This is a genomic window from Bradyrhizobium sp. UNPA324, assembly GCF_006658635.1.
In the GTDB taxonomy this organism is placed as follows: Bacteria; Pseudomonadota; Alphaproteobacteria; order Rhizobiales; family Xanthobacteraceae; genus Bradyrhizobium; species Bradyrhizobium nanningense.
This window is the reverse complement of sequence record NZ_LFJD01000004.1, coordinates 1,539,951-1,553,573: the sequence shown is the minus strand read 5'-3', so window position 1 is coordinate 1,553,573 and position 13,623 is coordinate 1,539,951. Positions and strand designations below refer to the sequence as shown.

The window sequence follows — 13,623 nt, the reverse complement described above, 5'->3', positions numbered from 1 at the left end:
GCAAGCGCGCAGCTCTATCCACGACGACAGGCGACTAAGGCTCCTTCCTTGCCTTCGCGACCTGCGCCGGCGTCACCAGCAGCCCCGCATTGCCCCAGGAATTGCGGATGTAGTTCGTCACTGCCGCGATCTCCTCATTGGACAATTGCTTGGCATAGCCCGGCATCTCGCCGGTGTTGGGTGCACGCGGCGTGGTCACGGTGTGGGCGCCGTCGAGCATGATGCGCAAGGTGGAGGACGGATTGTTGGATTGCAGCAGCGCATTGCCCGGCAGCGGCGGATAGATGCGCGGGGCACCTGTGCCGTCGGCCTCATGGCAGGCGATACAGAGTTTTGCGTAGACGGCCTGGCCGGCCTTCATCTCGGCGTCGTCAGGCGGCGTCACGATGGTCTCGCGCCGGGCTGGCGGCAGGCTCTTCAAGTAAACCGCGATCGCGCGCATATCGGCTTCGCTCATCCTGGAGGTCGAGTTGACGATGACTTCCGCCATAGGTCCGCCGGCATGGCTCCTGGCGTTGCGTCCGCTCTGCAGATATTCCGTGATCTCCGCCTCGCTCCACGATTTCAGTCCCGTGCGCGCGGCGCCATCGAGCCGGGGAGCAAACCAGCCCGCGACCTCATTGCCCGACAGTGCCTGCGCGTCCCTGTCCGCGCCAAAATAGTTCTTCGGCGTATGACAGGCGCCGCAATGACCGAGCCCGGTGACGAGGTAACCGCCTCTGTTCCAGGCCGCGCTCTTGCTCTGGTCCGGCTCGAATAGGCCGGGCTTGAAATACACGGCGTTCCAGACCCGCATCAGGCCGCGATAGCCGAACGGCCAGTGCAGCTCCGGCGGCTTGTTGCGGCTCACGACAGGCGCGAGCGTGCCGAGATAGGCGCGGATCGCCAGCGTGTCGTCCTTCGTCATTCTCGTGAAGTAGGGATAGGGGAAGGCCGGGTAATAGTTCGAGCCGTCAGGCGCGACGCCGGTGCGCACCGCGCGCACGAAGTCGGCGTCCGTCCAGGCGCCGATCCCGGTGTCGCGGTCCGGGGTCAGGTTGGGCGCATAGATCGCACCGAAGGGCGTGTCGATGCGCTTGCCGCCGGCGAAGGGCTTTGCCGGATCAGCAGTGTGGCAGCCCGCGCAGCCGCCGGCCTCGACCAGCGTCTTGCCGTAGGCGATCAGCTCCGGCGACGGCTCGGCGGCGCAGGCTGCGCTTCCAACCGCACTGCACAACGCCAAGCCCGCAACAGCCAAGCCAGTCAGAATCGTCCGCATCCAAAGCTTCTCCTGCGACCAATCGACCTCACCGACGTCGGCGGGACGTCAATTCATTTCGCCACAGTGGGGGTATGGTGACACAAATTGAAAATGCCCAGCGTGTTTCAGGCCACGAAATTGCGATTTTTACCCGGCGCTCCCTTTGGTCCAGATTTGTGATGCGGATCGTGAAATATCCGACATAGAGTGGCGCAATTGGTCGGCGCGCCCTAGCTAAAAATAACGGGAAGGCAACGGCTTAAGTCGGCATGACCGGAACAGGGCGGTAGCGAGGACAGCATGGGCATCAACCAGGGTCCGATCAGTCTCGATCAAAAATACACCCAGGAAACCGGGCACGTCTTCACCACGGGCATCCAGGCCCTGGTCCGCCTGCCCATGGCCCAGATCCGGCGCGACCGCGCTGCGGGACTGAATACCGCGGGCTTCATCTCCGGCTATCGCGGCTCGCCGCTCGGCGGCTACGACCAGCAGCTCTTTGCCGCCCGCAAGCATCTCGAACAGTACAACATCAAGTTCCAGCCCGGCGTGAACGAGGATCTGGCGGCCACCGCGGTGTGGGGCTCGCAGCAGCTCAACCTCTCGCCCGGCGCCAAATATGACGGCGTGGTCGGCATCTGGTACGGCAAGGGCCCCGGCGTCGACCGCTGCGGCGACGTGTTCCGCCACGGCAATGCCGCAGGCTCGGCCAAGAACGGCGGCGTGCTGTGCCTCGCCGGTGACGACCACGGTGCAAAATCCTCCACCGTCCCGCATCAGTCCGACCACGCCTTCATGTCGGCGCTGATGCCCTATCTCTATCCCTCGAGCATCCACGAGATGATCGAGATGGGCCTGCTCGGCATCGCGATGTCGCGCTATTCCGGCTGCTGGGTCGGCATGAAGGTGATCACGGAGACGGTGGAGACCACCGCGGAGATCGACCTCACGGACGAGATGAAGCCCTTCATCATCCCCGCCGATTTCGAGCTGCCACCCGGCGGCCTCAATTTGCGCTGGCCCGACGACCGTTTCGAGCAGGACCGCCGGCTGCAGGACTACAAGGGCTTTGCCGCCATCGCCTTTGCGCGCGCCAACAGGGTCAACCGCGTCACCATGGACTCGCCGAATGCCCGCTTCGGCATCATGGCGTCGGGCAAGAGCTATGAGGACGTCCGCCAGGCGCTGCGCGAGCTCGGGATCACCGAGGAGGTCGCGGCCAAGATCGGCATGCGCCTCTACAAGATTGGGATGCCCTGGCCGCTGGAGCCGGAAGGCGTGCATGAATTCGCCGTCGGTCTCGAAGAGATCTTCATCGTCGAGGAGCGCCGCGAGATCGTCGAGAACCAGGTCAAGCAGGTACTGTTCAACTGGCGCGATGACGTCCGTCCGCGCATCGTCGGCAAGATGGACGAGCACGACAAGCGCTTCCTGACCTTCGCCGCTGAGCTCAGCGTCGCCTCGCTCGCGACCTCGCTCACCGAGCGACTTCTCAGGCTTAATCTCAATCCTGAAATTGCGGAGATGCTCCGCGTCAAGGCCGACTGGTTCAACGGCCGCCAGGCGACCCAGATGCAGGCGGTCGCACCCGTCTCCCGCACCCCGTATTTCTGCTCCGGCTGCCCCCACAACACCTCGACGAAAGTCCCCGAAGGCAGCCGCGCGCTCGCCGGCATCGGCTGCCACTTCATGGCGCTGTGGATGGACCGCTCGACCGAGACCTTTACCCATATGGGCGGCGAGGGCGTGCCGTGGGTCGGCATCGCGCCGTTCACCAACGAGAACCACATCTTCGCCAATCTCGGCGACGGCACCTACTTCCACTCGGGCATTCTCGCAATCCGCCAGGCGGTCGCCTCCAAGGCCAACATCACCTACAAGATCCTCTACAACGACGCGGTGGCCATGACCGGCGGCCAGCGCCACGACGGCGATCTTTCGCCGCAGCAGATCACGCACCAACTCCACGCCGAAGGCATCCGCGAGATCTACCTGGTCTCGGAGGCACCTGACTCCTATCCGGCCGATACCATCGCGCCCGGCGTGAAGAAGTATCACCGCGACGAGCTCGACAACGTCATGAAGATGTGCCGCGAGTTCAAAGGCACCTCGGCGATCGTGTTCGTGCAGACCTGCGCGGCCGAGAAGCGCCGCCGCCGCAAGCGCGGGCTGATGGAGGATCCGGCGCGCCGCGTCATGATCAATCCGGCCGTCTGCGAAGGCTGCGGCGACTGTTCGGTGCAGTCGAACTGCATCTCGGTCGAGCCGTTGGAGACCGAGTTCGGCCGCAAGCGCGCCATCAACCAGTCCTCCTGCAACAAGGATTATTCCTGCCTGAAAGGCTTCTGCCCGTCCTTCGTCACCGTGGACGGCGGCAAGCCGCGCCACCGTGCGCCGGCGGAGCTCGCCGACATCGGCGAACTTCCCGAGCCCGCGTCGCGCCCGACGCTCGACAAGCCTTACAACATTGCGGTCGGCGGCGTCGGCGGCACCGGCGTGCTCACCATCGGCGCGCTGCTCGGCATGGCCGCCCATATCGAGGGCAAGGCTTCGATGATCCTCGACATGTCCGGCCTCGCACAAAAGGGCGGGGCGGTGCTCAGCCACGTCCGCCTGTCGGATCATCCGGCGGAGGTGACCTGCTCGCGCATCGTCACCGGCACGGCCGATCTGGTGCTTGCCGCGGACGAGGTGGTCGCAGTCGCCAAGGACACGATCTCGCTCTGCGACTCCAGCCGCACGCGCGGCATCATCAACAGCCACGTGATCCCGACCGCCGACTTCGTGCTCAACCGCGACTTCAACTTCCAGACCCGCAAGCTGAACGCGGTGCTGGAGACGGCGCTGCACAAGGACTCCGTGTTCTTCGATTTCACCAAGCCGGCCGAGCAGCTGCTCGGCGATGCCATCGCCACCAACATGATGATGATGGGCTATGCCTATCAGAAGGGGCTGTTCCCGCTGTCGGCGGAAGCGATCGAGAAGGCCATTGAGGTCAACGGCGTCTCGATCAAGATGAACAAGGAGGCCTTCCGCCTCGGCCGCCTCGCGGTCGCCGATCCCAAGCGCCTTGCCGACATGCTGAAGGGCACGGACGAAGTTGTTGCGCCCAAGACCCTGGATGCAATGAGCCTCGGCGAGGTCATAGAGCATCGCGCCAAGCATCTGACCGCCTATCAGAACAACCGTCTGGCCAAACGCTACCGCAAGCTGGTCGACCAGGTCCGCGACGCCGCGGTGAAGGGCGCCTATGGCGATGCGCTGCCCCGTGCGGTCGCGGTGAATTACGCCAAACTGCTGGCCTACAAGGACGAATACGAAGTCGCGCGGCTCTACACCGACGGCGCCTTCGAGCAGCAGCTTCGCGACCAGTTCGAGGGCGATTTCAAGTTCAACTTCAACCTCGCGCCGCCGATCCTGGCGAGCGGCGTCGACGCGCTCGGCCGCCCCAAGAAGCGCGCCTTCGGCCCGTGGATGCTGAACGTGCTCCGCGTGCTGGCAAAGTTCAAATTCCTGCGCGGCACCCCGCTCGACATCTTCGGTCGCAGCGCCGACCGCAAGCTCGAGCGCGACCTGATCGCCGGCTACGAGAAGGACGTCGCCACCGTGCTCGGCCTGCTGTCACCTGTTACGATCGACACCGCGGTCGAGTTGCTCTCACTGCCCGACCGCATCCGCGGCTACGGCCCGGTGAAGGAGAAGGCGGTGGCCGATGCCAAAGCCCGCTACGCCCAGCTCGCTGCCGACCTCGCGAGCCCGCCGTCGGCACCGCGGCAGATCGCGGCGGAGTAGGGCGCTTTCGTAGGGTGGGCAAAGGCGCAAAGTGTCGTGCCCACCATCTCGTCGGGTATGCACCAAAGACATGGGCAGCTTCCGCCTTCGCTCTCCGAGCTACGGCGAACAAGTCGCTTTGCCTGCCTATAAACTCCGCGCGATGCGCGTTTGACATCAGTTGTGGCGCTGCGATATCAACAACCTTCGATGGTGAGGCAGCGCGCCGGTTGATGCGGTCGTGCGCCATGCAGGGCGGCGATCGATGTCATTGCGCAATGGGCTGATCGTGTTTCTGGTCGTCGGCGTGTTGGCGTCGTTGGGGATGTACTGGAATCAGCATTCCATCGAATACGTCATGCGTGACGGCTATGCCACCACGGGCAAGATCACGTCCGCCGCAATCATCTCGTCTCGGTTTCCGTTCGTCTTCGACGGAGTCTGGCCCCGCTATGTCGACGAGAGTTTGGCGGTCGGACTGCAATGGACCGGGAAGGACGGCGTTCAGCGCGAACACAAGGGCATTGCGGTCAGCGCCGCCTATGCGGCCCGGATCATGGTCGGCAATCAGGTCAGGCTGCTGACGATCCCCATTGAGGTTATCGACGATGATTCGTCGCTTCCTGTGATTGTCGAGGATCTCGGCGACCACCTGAACCATGTCCGATCCATGTTCAAGTTCATGCTGGGAGGCACAGGAATTTGCGCCGTGCTCCTGGCGCTCGTGATCGGGTGGCAGACATGGTCGGCGCATGGACGCGGGCCGGGGCGTACCTCAGCCGCCCCCGGATCGCGGCGTCCCGTTCCGTTCAGCCTCGCGGTGCTCGCCATCGCGATGGTCGTGTTCGGCGGGTACATGATGGTCAACTCCTATGCCGAGCAAAGGACATTGAATGAAATTCTCGAACACGGCGATGAAGCGACCGCTGATCTCACGCGCGCCTACGGTGAAGTGAACAAAGCCGGCGAGGCGCCGAGCTATCTCGTCACCCTGGCGTGGACCGATGGAAACGGACAGCGGCGGACCTATGGGCCGACCCATATCAGCCCGGCCTTCTGGGGGCAGATCACGCGCAACGGCGTCCAGACCGTCCGCCAAGCCAGGATCCGATATCTTCCCGGCAGGCCTGATGCGCGGCCTCTGATCGTCGACGACGCAGCCGAACACCAGTACCAGGATGGTATCGGCGTGAAGGCAGGCGCGGTTTTTCTGGCCTTCGGCCTGCTCCTGGCCGGAGTGATCGGGCTCCGCTATCGCGCACGGCCGAGCGCGTAAGGTGGGACAAGGCGCAAAGCGGCGTGCTCATCATCTCACCACGATGAGCCAGTAATCTCGTAGGGTTGGCAAAGCGAAGCGTGCCCAGGTCTTCCGGACTGATCTCGGGGCACGGCGCGTTGCGCCTTTGCCCACCCTACGACAGCTACGACACCATCCCTAGCGTCGCCCGCCGGGCAATACACCCACGGCGTGGGTCAATGCCCACCGGCAAAAACATTCCACTTTACCGAAATTCGGAATTGTCGTATCACGCTGCCACCTCATCCCCCTCAGAGGGGCGTATCGCGATCGTCACGAAACGCGGGATGGGCAGCGGTGGACGCGGGCTCCGTCGCACGGGCAATCGTCTCGTGCATACGACAGGCGCGGTCCTGCGTACGGCAAAATCGTGTGGTCCTGACGCATTTCGCGCACAGCGGACCGTGGGTGCCCAGCCGGCACCCGGTCTTCCCTGCGCCCTCTGTTTCGAGAGGGAGCAAGACGGAAGCAAAGCTCGGGCGAGAACCGCCGCGAGGATGCGTGGGCGTGTCTCAAGGCTCTCGTGCCCCGGACGCAGCGCAGCGCCTCTTAGCGGTGCGCTGCAGAGCCGGGGCCCATGTCGCAACGATGTGCGCGGCCGCTTGGGCCCCGGCTCTGCGCAGCGACGCTAAGGCGTTGCAGCGCGTCCGGGACACGAGAGCATCGCCCACTTGCGCTCACCCGCTGCCCTCTCGCGGGGCGGAATATTTCCGCGCTTGCCAATCAGGCCAGTGCGGTTCAGAAAAAAGAGCCAAGAAGAAACGCGAGCGGAGACTGTTTTGACCATCAAGGGCAAGGCCTACATTGCCGGGATCTACGAACACCCGACCCGGCATGCGCCGGACAAATCCACCGCCCAGCTCCACGCCGAGGTCGCCAAGGGCGCGATCGAGGATGCCGGGATCAGCAAGGACGATGTCGACGGCTATTTCTGCGCGGGCGATGCGCCCGGCGGCGCTTGGCCGATGGTCGATTATCTCGGCCTCAACACCAAGAAACTCCGCCATGTCGATTCCACCGAGACCGGTGGCTGCTCCTACATCATCCATCTCGGCCATGCCGCCGAGGCGATCGCCGCGGGCAAGTGCTCGATCGCGCTGATCACGCTGGCCGGCAAGCCGCGCACCGGCGTGATGCCGCCGCGCGCGGCCGGCGCCGAGGTCGATTTCGAGTCCGCTTACGGCGCGACCACGCACAATGCCTATGGCATGTGTGCCATGCGCCATATGCACGACTACGGCACCACCTCGGAGCAGCTCGCCTGGATCAAGGTCGCGGCCTCGCATCACGCGCAATACAATCCGCATGCGATGCTCAAGGACGTCGTCACCGTCGAGGACGTGCTGAACTCGCCGATGATCTCCGATCCGCTGCATCGCATGGATTGCTGCGTCGTCTCCGACGGCGGCGGCGCGCTGATCGTGACGACGCCGGAGATTGCGAAGAGCCTGAAGAAGCCGCTCGTGCGCCTGATCGGCCATGGCGAGGCCATGAAGGGCCCGCGCGGCGGCAAGGATCTCGACCTCACTTATTCCGCCGGCATCTGGTCCGGCCCGCGTGCGTTCGAGGAAGCCGGCGTCACGCCGAAGGATATCAAATACGCCTCGATCTACGACAGCTTCACCATCACGGTGCTGATGCAGCTCGAGGACCTCGGCTTCTGCAAGAAGGGCGAGGGCGGCAAGTTCGTCGCCGACGGCAATCTGATCTCGGGCGTCGGCAAGCTGCCGTTCAACACCGACGGCGGCGGCCTCTGCAGCAACCATCCCGTCAACCGCGGCGGCATGACCAAGATCCTCGAGGCTGTACGTCAGCTGCGCGGAGAGGCGCATCCGAAGGTGCAGGTTAGGAATTGCGACCTCGCCATCGCCCACGGCACCGGCGGCCTTTTGGGAGTTCGCCACGCCGCCTCGACGGCCATTCTGGAGCGCGTGTGATGAGCGAGACGAAGAAATATCCGGCCCCGGTGACCAACCCCGAGACCGCCGCGTTCTGGGACGCCGCCAAGCAGGGCAAGTTCATGATCAAGCGCTGCACGGCGTGCGGCGAGGCGCATTACTTCCCGCGCTCGATCTGCCCGTTCTGCTACTCCGACAAGACGGTGTGGGAGGAAGCCTCGGGCGAGGGCACGATCTACACCTGGAGCCTGATGCGGAAGTCGCCGACCGGTCCTTACGCCATCGGCTACGTCACGCTGAAGGAGGGGCCGTCGGTGCAGACCAATTTCGTCGACTGCGATCTCACGACGCTGAAGATAGGCCAGAAGGTGAAGGTGGTGTTCAAGCCGACCGACGGCGCGCCGCTGCCGTTCTTTACGGTGGCGTAGACGGTCCTCATCCTGAGGAGCTTGCGAAGCAAGCGTCTCGAAGGATGGCCACTGCAAGAAGCGTTTCGGGCATCCTCATGATTCGAGACGGCGCAAGAGCGCCTCCTCACCATGAGGATGAGAACCAGAGGAAACCAGAAAAATGTCCGCCAGATACGAAGAGCTCAAAGGCCTCAAAAACCTCGGCCAGAAATACGCCTACACCGATCGCGAGGTGATGCTCTACGCCTATGGCATCGGGCTCGGCGCCGATCCCATGGACGAGAAGGAGCTCGCCTTCGTCAACGAGGGCACGTTCACGCCGCGGCCGCTCAAGGTGGTGCCGACCTTCGCGTCCGTTGCGGCGTGGGGCTCGGGGCCGGGCGAGATGAACCTCAACCGCGTCATGGTGGTCGACGGCGAGCGCGACATCACCTTCCACCAGCCGCTGCCGGTGGCCGCGAACATCACCGCGGACTCCTCGGTGCTCGAGGTCTACGACAAGGGCAAGGACAAGGGCGTCGTCATCGTTCACCAGACCGTGCTGAAGAACGAGAAGGGCGAGAAGCTCGCGACACTCGTCGCCTCGCGCTTCGCCCGCGGTGACGGCGGCTTTGGCGGGCCGAACCTGACCCAGCCCGATCCTCACAAGATCCCATCGCGCAGCCCCGACAGGACCATCGACATCACCACGCGCCCCGACCAGGCGCTGGTCTACCGCCTCTGCGGCGACCGCAATCCGCTGCACTCCGATCCCGAGTTCGCCAAGAAGGCCGGCTTCCCGCGCCCGATCCTGCACGGCATGTGCACCTACGGCATCACCTGCCGCGGCGTGCTCCAGACTTATGCCGATTACGATGCGAGCGCGTTCCGCCAGCACGTCGCGCGGTTCTCGTCGCCGGTCTATCCCGGCGAGACCGTGACCATGGACCTCTGGAAGGACGGCGACGTGATCTCGTTCGAAGCCAAGGTGAAGTCGCGCGGCGTCACCGTGATCAAGAACGGCAAGACGGTGCTGGGTTAGATCGGTCTCGCGCCCCGGACGCAGCGCAGCGCTTCTTCAGCGGTGCGCTGCAGAGCCGGGGCCCAGCATACGTCGCAAAGAACTGGGTCCCGGCTCTGCGACGCAGCGTTTCACGCTGCATCGCGTCCGGGACACGAAAGAACAAGAAAACAGGGAGAAGCCACCATGGGACTACTCGACGGCAAGGTTGCGCTGATCACCGGTGCGGGCGGGGGACTCGGTGAGGCCTATGCGAAGCTGTTCGCGCGGGAAGGGGCATCGGTCGTGGTCAACGACCTCGGCGGGCCCCGTGACGGCTCCGGCGCCGACACGTCGATGGCGCAGCAGGTCGTGGACGCGATCAAGGCCGACGGCGGCAAGGCCGTCGCCAACGGCGCCGACATCTCCACCATGGAGGGCGGCCAGTCGGTGTTCGACGACGCCATCAAGCATTTCGGCCGCGCCGACATCCTGGTCAACAATGCCGGTATCCTGCGTGACCAGACCTTTCACAAGGCCTCCGAGGCCGACTGGGACAAGGTCATCAAGGTCCATCTGAAGGGCACCTTTTGTTGCACCATGCCGGTGTTTCGCTGGATGCGGGAAAACGGCGGCGGCGTCATCGTCAACACCTCCTCGACATCAGGGCTGATCGGCAATTTCGGCCAGACCAATTACGGCGCAGCCAAGGGCGGCATCTGGGGCCTCTCCAATGTGCTGGCGATCGAGGGCCGCAAGTACAACATTCGGATCTGGACTCTGGCCCCAGGCGCGCTGACCCGCATGACCGCAGACCTGCCCCGCTATAAGGAGAACCCGGGGGCGGCGCTGGGGCCGGACGGCATCGCGCCGGCCGTGCTATACATGGTCAGCGACTTGTCGGGCGACCAGACCGGCAAGGTGCTGGGCGTGTCCGGGCCCCGCGGCGTGCGCGAAATGCGGATGATGGAAATGGAAGGCTGGAAACCGCCGCACACGGGCTGGAAGGCCCAGGACATCGCCGATCATGCCAAGGAGATCTTCTTCTCCGAGGAGCAGATCAAGATGGGCGCGCGGCGGTTTTAGCCACACTGTCATTCCGGGGCGCGACGAAGTCGCGAGCCCGGAATCCATAACCCCGACTTGTGGTTATGGATTCCGGGCCTGTCCCTTCGGGCCATCCCGGAATGACGAAGAGAGAGACAAGGAAAGACGATGAAACTCACCGCCGACGCCAAGGGCACTTTTGCAATCGCGCCGACGCCGTTCCACGACGACGGCCGGATCGACGAGCGCTCGATCGACCGCCTGACCGATTTCTACGAGGAGGTCGGTTGCGACGGCGTCACGGTGCTGGGCATTCTCGGCGAGGCGCCGAAGTTGGATGCCGCTGAAGCCGAGCAGGTGGCGGTGCGCTACGTCAAGCGCGCCAAGAAGATGCAGGTGATCGTCGGCGTCTCCGCGCCGGGCTTTGCCACCATGCGCTCGCTGGCCAAGGCCTCCATGGATGCCGGCGCGGCTGGCGTGATGATCGCGCCGCCGCCCTCGCTTCGCACCGACGATCAGATCATCGGCTATTTCAAGCAGGCGGCCGAGGCGATCGGTCCGGATGTGCCCTGGGTGCTCCAGGACTATCCGCTCACCTTGCAGGTCGTGTTCACCCCTGCCGTGATCCGCAAGATCGTCATGGACAATCCGAACTGCGTGATGCTCAAGCACGAGGACTGGCCGGGACTGGAGAAGATCACGACGCTCCGCGGCTTCCAGAAGGATGGCTCGCTCCGGCCGCTGTCGATCCTATGCGGGAATGGCGGCACCTTCCTGGACTTCGAGATGGAGCGCGGCGCCGACGGCGCCATGACCGGCTATGCGTTCCCGGAGCTTTTGATCGACGTCGTCAACCTCTCCAAGGCCGGCAAGCGCGATGCCGCGCATGATCTGTTCGACGCGCATCTGCCGCTGATCCGCTACGAGCAGCAGCCTGGCGTCGGCCTGACCATACGCAAATACGTCCTGCAGAAGCGCGGCATCATCGCCTCCAGCGCGCAGCGCAAGCCGGGCGCGACGATCACGGCGACAGCGAAGGCGGAGGTCGAGTACCTGCTGTCGCGCGTTGCCCGTTTCGACAAGCGCGCCAATCTCGGCCCGCAATCCAGCGCCGCAGGCTAGTTGAATGGCTGAGATCGCAGCATCACGCCCGGCCTCGACGATCCTCCTGCTGCGCGATGGGACGCAGGCCGACGGCAAGGGCCGCGGCGAGATCGAGGTCTTCATGATGGTCCGCCATCATCAGATCGAGTTCAATTCGGGTGCGCTGGTGTTTCCCGGCGGCAGCGTCGATGCTGGCGACAAGGAGATCGTCGCCCGCTCGGACCTGTACTCAGGCGGCGAAGGCTTGGGCGAAGCGGACCGCGGTTTTCGCATCGCCGCGATCCGCGAGACTTTTGAGGAAAGCGGCATCCTGCTGGCGCGGTCGAAGGCGACGGGGGCGCCAGTCGATGCCAGTCGTGCCGGCGAGATCGCAGACGCGCATCGCGTCGCGCTCAACGAGCACAAGGTCAGCTTCCTGAACATTCTCGCCGACAACGACCTCCAGCTCGCGCTCGACACGCTGGTGCCGTACGCGCACTGGATCACGCCGGAAGGCATGCCCAAGCGTTTCGACACCTGGTTCTTCCTTGCGGCCGCGCCGCCCGATCAACTCGGCGCCCATGACGGCCGGGAGTCGACGGACTCGATCTGGGTTTCGCCGCGCGAGGCGGTGGAGGGCGGCGAAAGCGGCCGCTTCAAGCTGCCGTTCCCGACCACGCGCAATCTGATCCGCCTCGCCAAACAGGGCAGCGTGGACGCGGCCCTGGACCATGCCCGCAGCCTATCCATCATCACCGTGATGCCGGTCATGACCAAGACCGAAACCGGCCGCCAGCTCCGCATCCCCCGCGAGGCCGGCTATGACGGTGAGGTGTTCGAGGTCGGGGCGCTGGGCTAATACACTTCGACGCCGAGCGAAGTATTGAGGGCCGCGGCCGCGCTAGGTTCCGTCCATCGTGGGACGGAGCGGGCGATGGACACCAGACAGGACACCAACATCGCCGTCGAACTGGCGCTGCTGGTCGCGCTCGCAACGCTGTGGGGCGGCTCCTACACTTTCATCAAGCTCGGCGTCGCCACCATTCCTCCGATCACGCTGATTGCGGCGCGAACCACGATCGCCGGCCTGCTGCTGCTCGTCGTCATGGGGGCGCGTGGCGTCAGGATGCCGACGGATGGCGCGACGTGGCGGCGCTTCGCCTTCCAGGCCGTGCTCAACAGCGTCATCCCCTGGACGCTGATCGCCTGGGGCGAGCGCCATATCGATGCCGCGCTCGCCACCATCCTCAACTCGGCCGCACCGATCTTCACCTTCCTGCTCACCGCCGGCGTCACCCGCCATGAGGCGACGCCCCCGCGAAAATTGTTCGGCGTCGCGGCGGGGATGGCCGGCATCCTGCTGATCGTCGGCGTCGATGCCTTCCACGACGTTGGCAGCGGCCTCCTCGCAGAGGCCGCCATCGTCGCTGCCACCATCTGCTACGCCTGCGCCGCGATTTTCGGCCGCAGCTTTGGGGGCCTCGACCCCATGGCGCCGGCCGCCGGCTCGCTGCTGGCCGGGGCCGCCGTCCTGATCCCGGCCTCGCTAATGGTCGAGCAACCCTGGACGCTCTCGCCCTCGCTCAGCTCCGTGCTGGCGTTGCTCGCGCTCGCCGTGTTCTCGACGGCTGCGGCGTTTGCGATCTACTTCCGCCTGATCCAGACCCTGGGCTCGGTCGGCACCACCGCGCAGGCCTATCTCCGTGTGCCCATTGGCGTCGCCATCAGCGTCGTCTTCCTCGGCGAGAGCCTGAGCCGGACGGCGTGGGTCGGGCTGGCCTGCGTCGTCCTCGGGGTCGCCGCCATGACCATCCCGGCCAGGCGGCCGGCCATTGTGAAATCGCCATAAAGGCAAGGCGGACCAAGCGGCAGGCGCACAATATTAAGGATATTCGGCG

10 protein-coding genes are annotated in these 13,623 nt (G+C 64.9%); 9 read left to right on the top strand and 1 reads right to left on the bottom strand.

All coding sequences use genetic code 11. The features are described 5' to 3' along the window. Nucleotides 1–34: 34 nt before the first annotated feature. Complete coding sequence (locus UNPA324_RS07570) at nt 35–1,258, bottom strand: c-type cytochrome (RefSeq protein WP_141934257.1); 1,224 nt, start codon at nt 1,256–1,258, stop codon at nt 35–37. A gap of 282 nt (nt 1,259–1,540) precedes the next feature. Here UNPA324_RS07570 and UNPA324_RS07565 point away from each other — a divergent pair, with 282 nt between their 5' ends. The 9 genes from UNPA324_RS07565 to UNPA324_RS07525 all read left to right on the top strand — a co-directional run bounded on the left by UNPA324_RS07565 (nt 1,541) and on the right by UNPA324_RS07525 (nt 13,574). Continuing rightward, a complete protein-coding gene (locus UNPA324_RS07565) occupies nt 1,541–5,032 on the top strand; it encodes an indolepyruvate ferredoxin oxidoreductase family protein (protein WP_141934255.1) in 3,492 nt (1,163 codons plus the stop codon). A gap of 244 nt (nt 5,033–5,276) precedes the next feature. Continuing rightward, nucleotides 5,277–6,287: a hypothetical protein gene (locus UNPA324_RS07560; RefSeq protein ID WP_246667135.1), complete on the top strand. Its 1,011-nt coding sequence runs from the start codon at nt 5,277–5,279 to the stop codon at nt 6,285–6,287. A gap of 800 nt (nt 6,288–7,087) precedes the next feature. Further along, the gene (locus UNPA324_RS07555) at nt 7,088–8,245 is read left to right on the top strand and encodes a thiolase family protein (protein ID WP_141934251.1); all 1,158 of its coding nucleotides are present in this window, start codon (nt 7,088–7,090) and stop codon (nt 8,243–8,245) included. Continuing rightward, nucleotides 8,245–8,634 (top strand): Zn-ribbon domain-containing OB-fold protein, encoded by a 390-nt coding sequence (locus UNPA324_RS07550; protein ID WP_141934249.1) that lies wholly within the window; start codon nt 8,245–8,247, stop codon nt 8,632–8,634. The genes UNPA324_RS07555 and UNPA324_RS07550 overlap by 1 nt, the downstream gene beginning before the upstream one ends. 142 nt (nt 8,635–8,776) lie before the next feature. Then, nucleotides 8,777–9,637 carry a MaoC family dehydratase gene (locus UNPA324_RS07545; RefSeq protein ID WP_141934247.1) on the top strand — a complete coding sequence of 287 codons (861 nt, stop codon included), beginning with the start codon at nt 8,777–8,779 and terminating at the stop codon, nt 9,635–9,637. A gap of 165 nt (nt 9,638–9,802) precedes the next feature. Then, complete coding sequence (locus tag UNPA324_RS07540; protein WP_128919655.1) at nt 9,803–10,681, top strand: SDR family oxidoreductase; 879 nt, start codon at nt 9,803–9,805, stop codon at nt 10,679–10,681. 129 nt (nt 10,682–10,810) lie between these two features. Continuing rightward, the gene (locus tag UNPA324_RS07535; protein WP_141934245.1) at nt 10,811–11,764 is read left to right on the top strand and encodes a dihydrodipicolinate synthase family protein; all 954 of its coding nucleotides are present in this window, start codon (nt 10,811–10,813) and stop codon (nt 11,762–11,764) included. A 4-nt stretch (nt 11,765–11,768) separates the two neighbouring features. Next, nucleotides 11,769–12,584, top strand: a complete 816-nt coding sequence (locus UNPA324_RS07530; protein WP_141934243.1) for an NUDIX hydrolase — start codon at nt 11,769–11,771, stop codon at nt 12,582–12,584. 75 nt (nt 12,585–12,659) lie between these two features. Continuing rightward, nucleotides 12,660–13,574 (top strand): DMT family transporter, encoded by a 915-nt coding sequence (locus UNPA324_RS07525; protein WP_141934241.1) that lies wholly within the window; start codon nt 12,660–12,662, stop codon nt 13,572–13,574. The last annotated feature ends 49 nt before the right edge of the window (nt 13,575–13,623 follow it).

Excerpts from the sequence above, each read along its gene's own strand:
- UNPA324_RS07570 (WP_141934257.1), bottom strand. The coding sequence starts at position 1,258 with ATGCGGACGATTCTGACTGGCTTGGCTGTTGCGGGCTTGGCGTTGTGC.
- UNPA324_RS07565 (WP_141934255.1), top strand. The coding sequence starts at position 1,541 with ATGGGCATCAACCAGGGTCCGATCAGTCTCGATCAAAAATACACCCAG.
- UNPA324_RS07560 (WP_246667135.1), top strand. The coding sequence starts at position 5,277 with ATGTCATTGCGCAATGGGCTGATCGTGTTTCTGGTCGTCGGCGTGTTG.
- UNPA324_RS07550 (WP_141934249.1), top strand. The coding sequence starts at position 8,245 with ATGAGCGAGACGAAGAAATATCCGGCCCCGGTGACCAACCCCGAGACC.
- UNPA324_RS07545 (WP_141934247.1), top strand. The coding sequence starts at position 8,777 with ATGTCCGCCAGATACGAAGAGCTCAAAGGCCTCAAAAACCTCGGCCAG.
- UNPA324_RS07540 (WP_128919655.1), top strand. The coding sequence starts at position 9,803 with ATGGGACTACTCGACGGCAAGGTTGCGCTGATCACCGGTGCGGGCGGG.
- UNPA324_RS07535 (WP_141934245.1), top strand. The coding sequence starts at position 10,811 with ATGAAACTCACCGCCGACGCCAAGGGCACTTTTGCAATCGCGCCGACG.
- UNPA324_RS07530 (WP_141934243.1), top strand. The coding sequence starts at position 11,769 with ATGGCTGAGATCGCAGCATCACGCCCGGCCTCGACGATCCTCCTGCTG.
- UNPA324_RS07525 (WP_141934241.1), top strand. The coding sequence starts at position 12,660 with ATGGACACCAGACAGGACACCAACATCGCCGTCGAACTGGCGCTGCTG.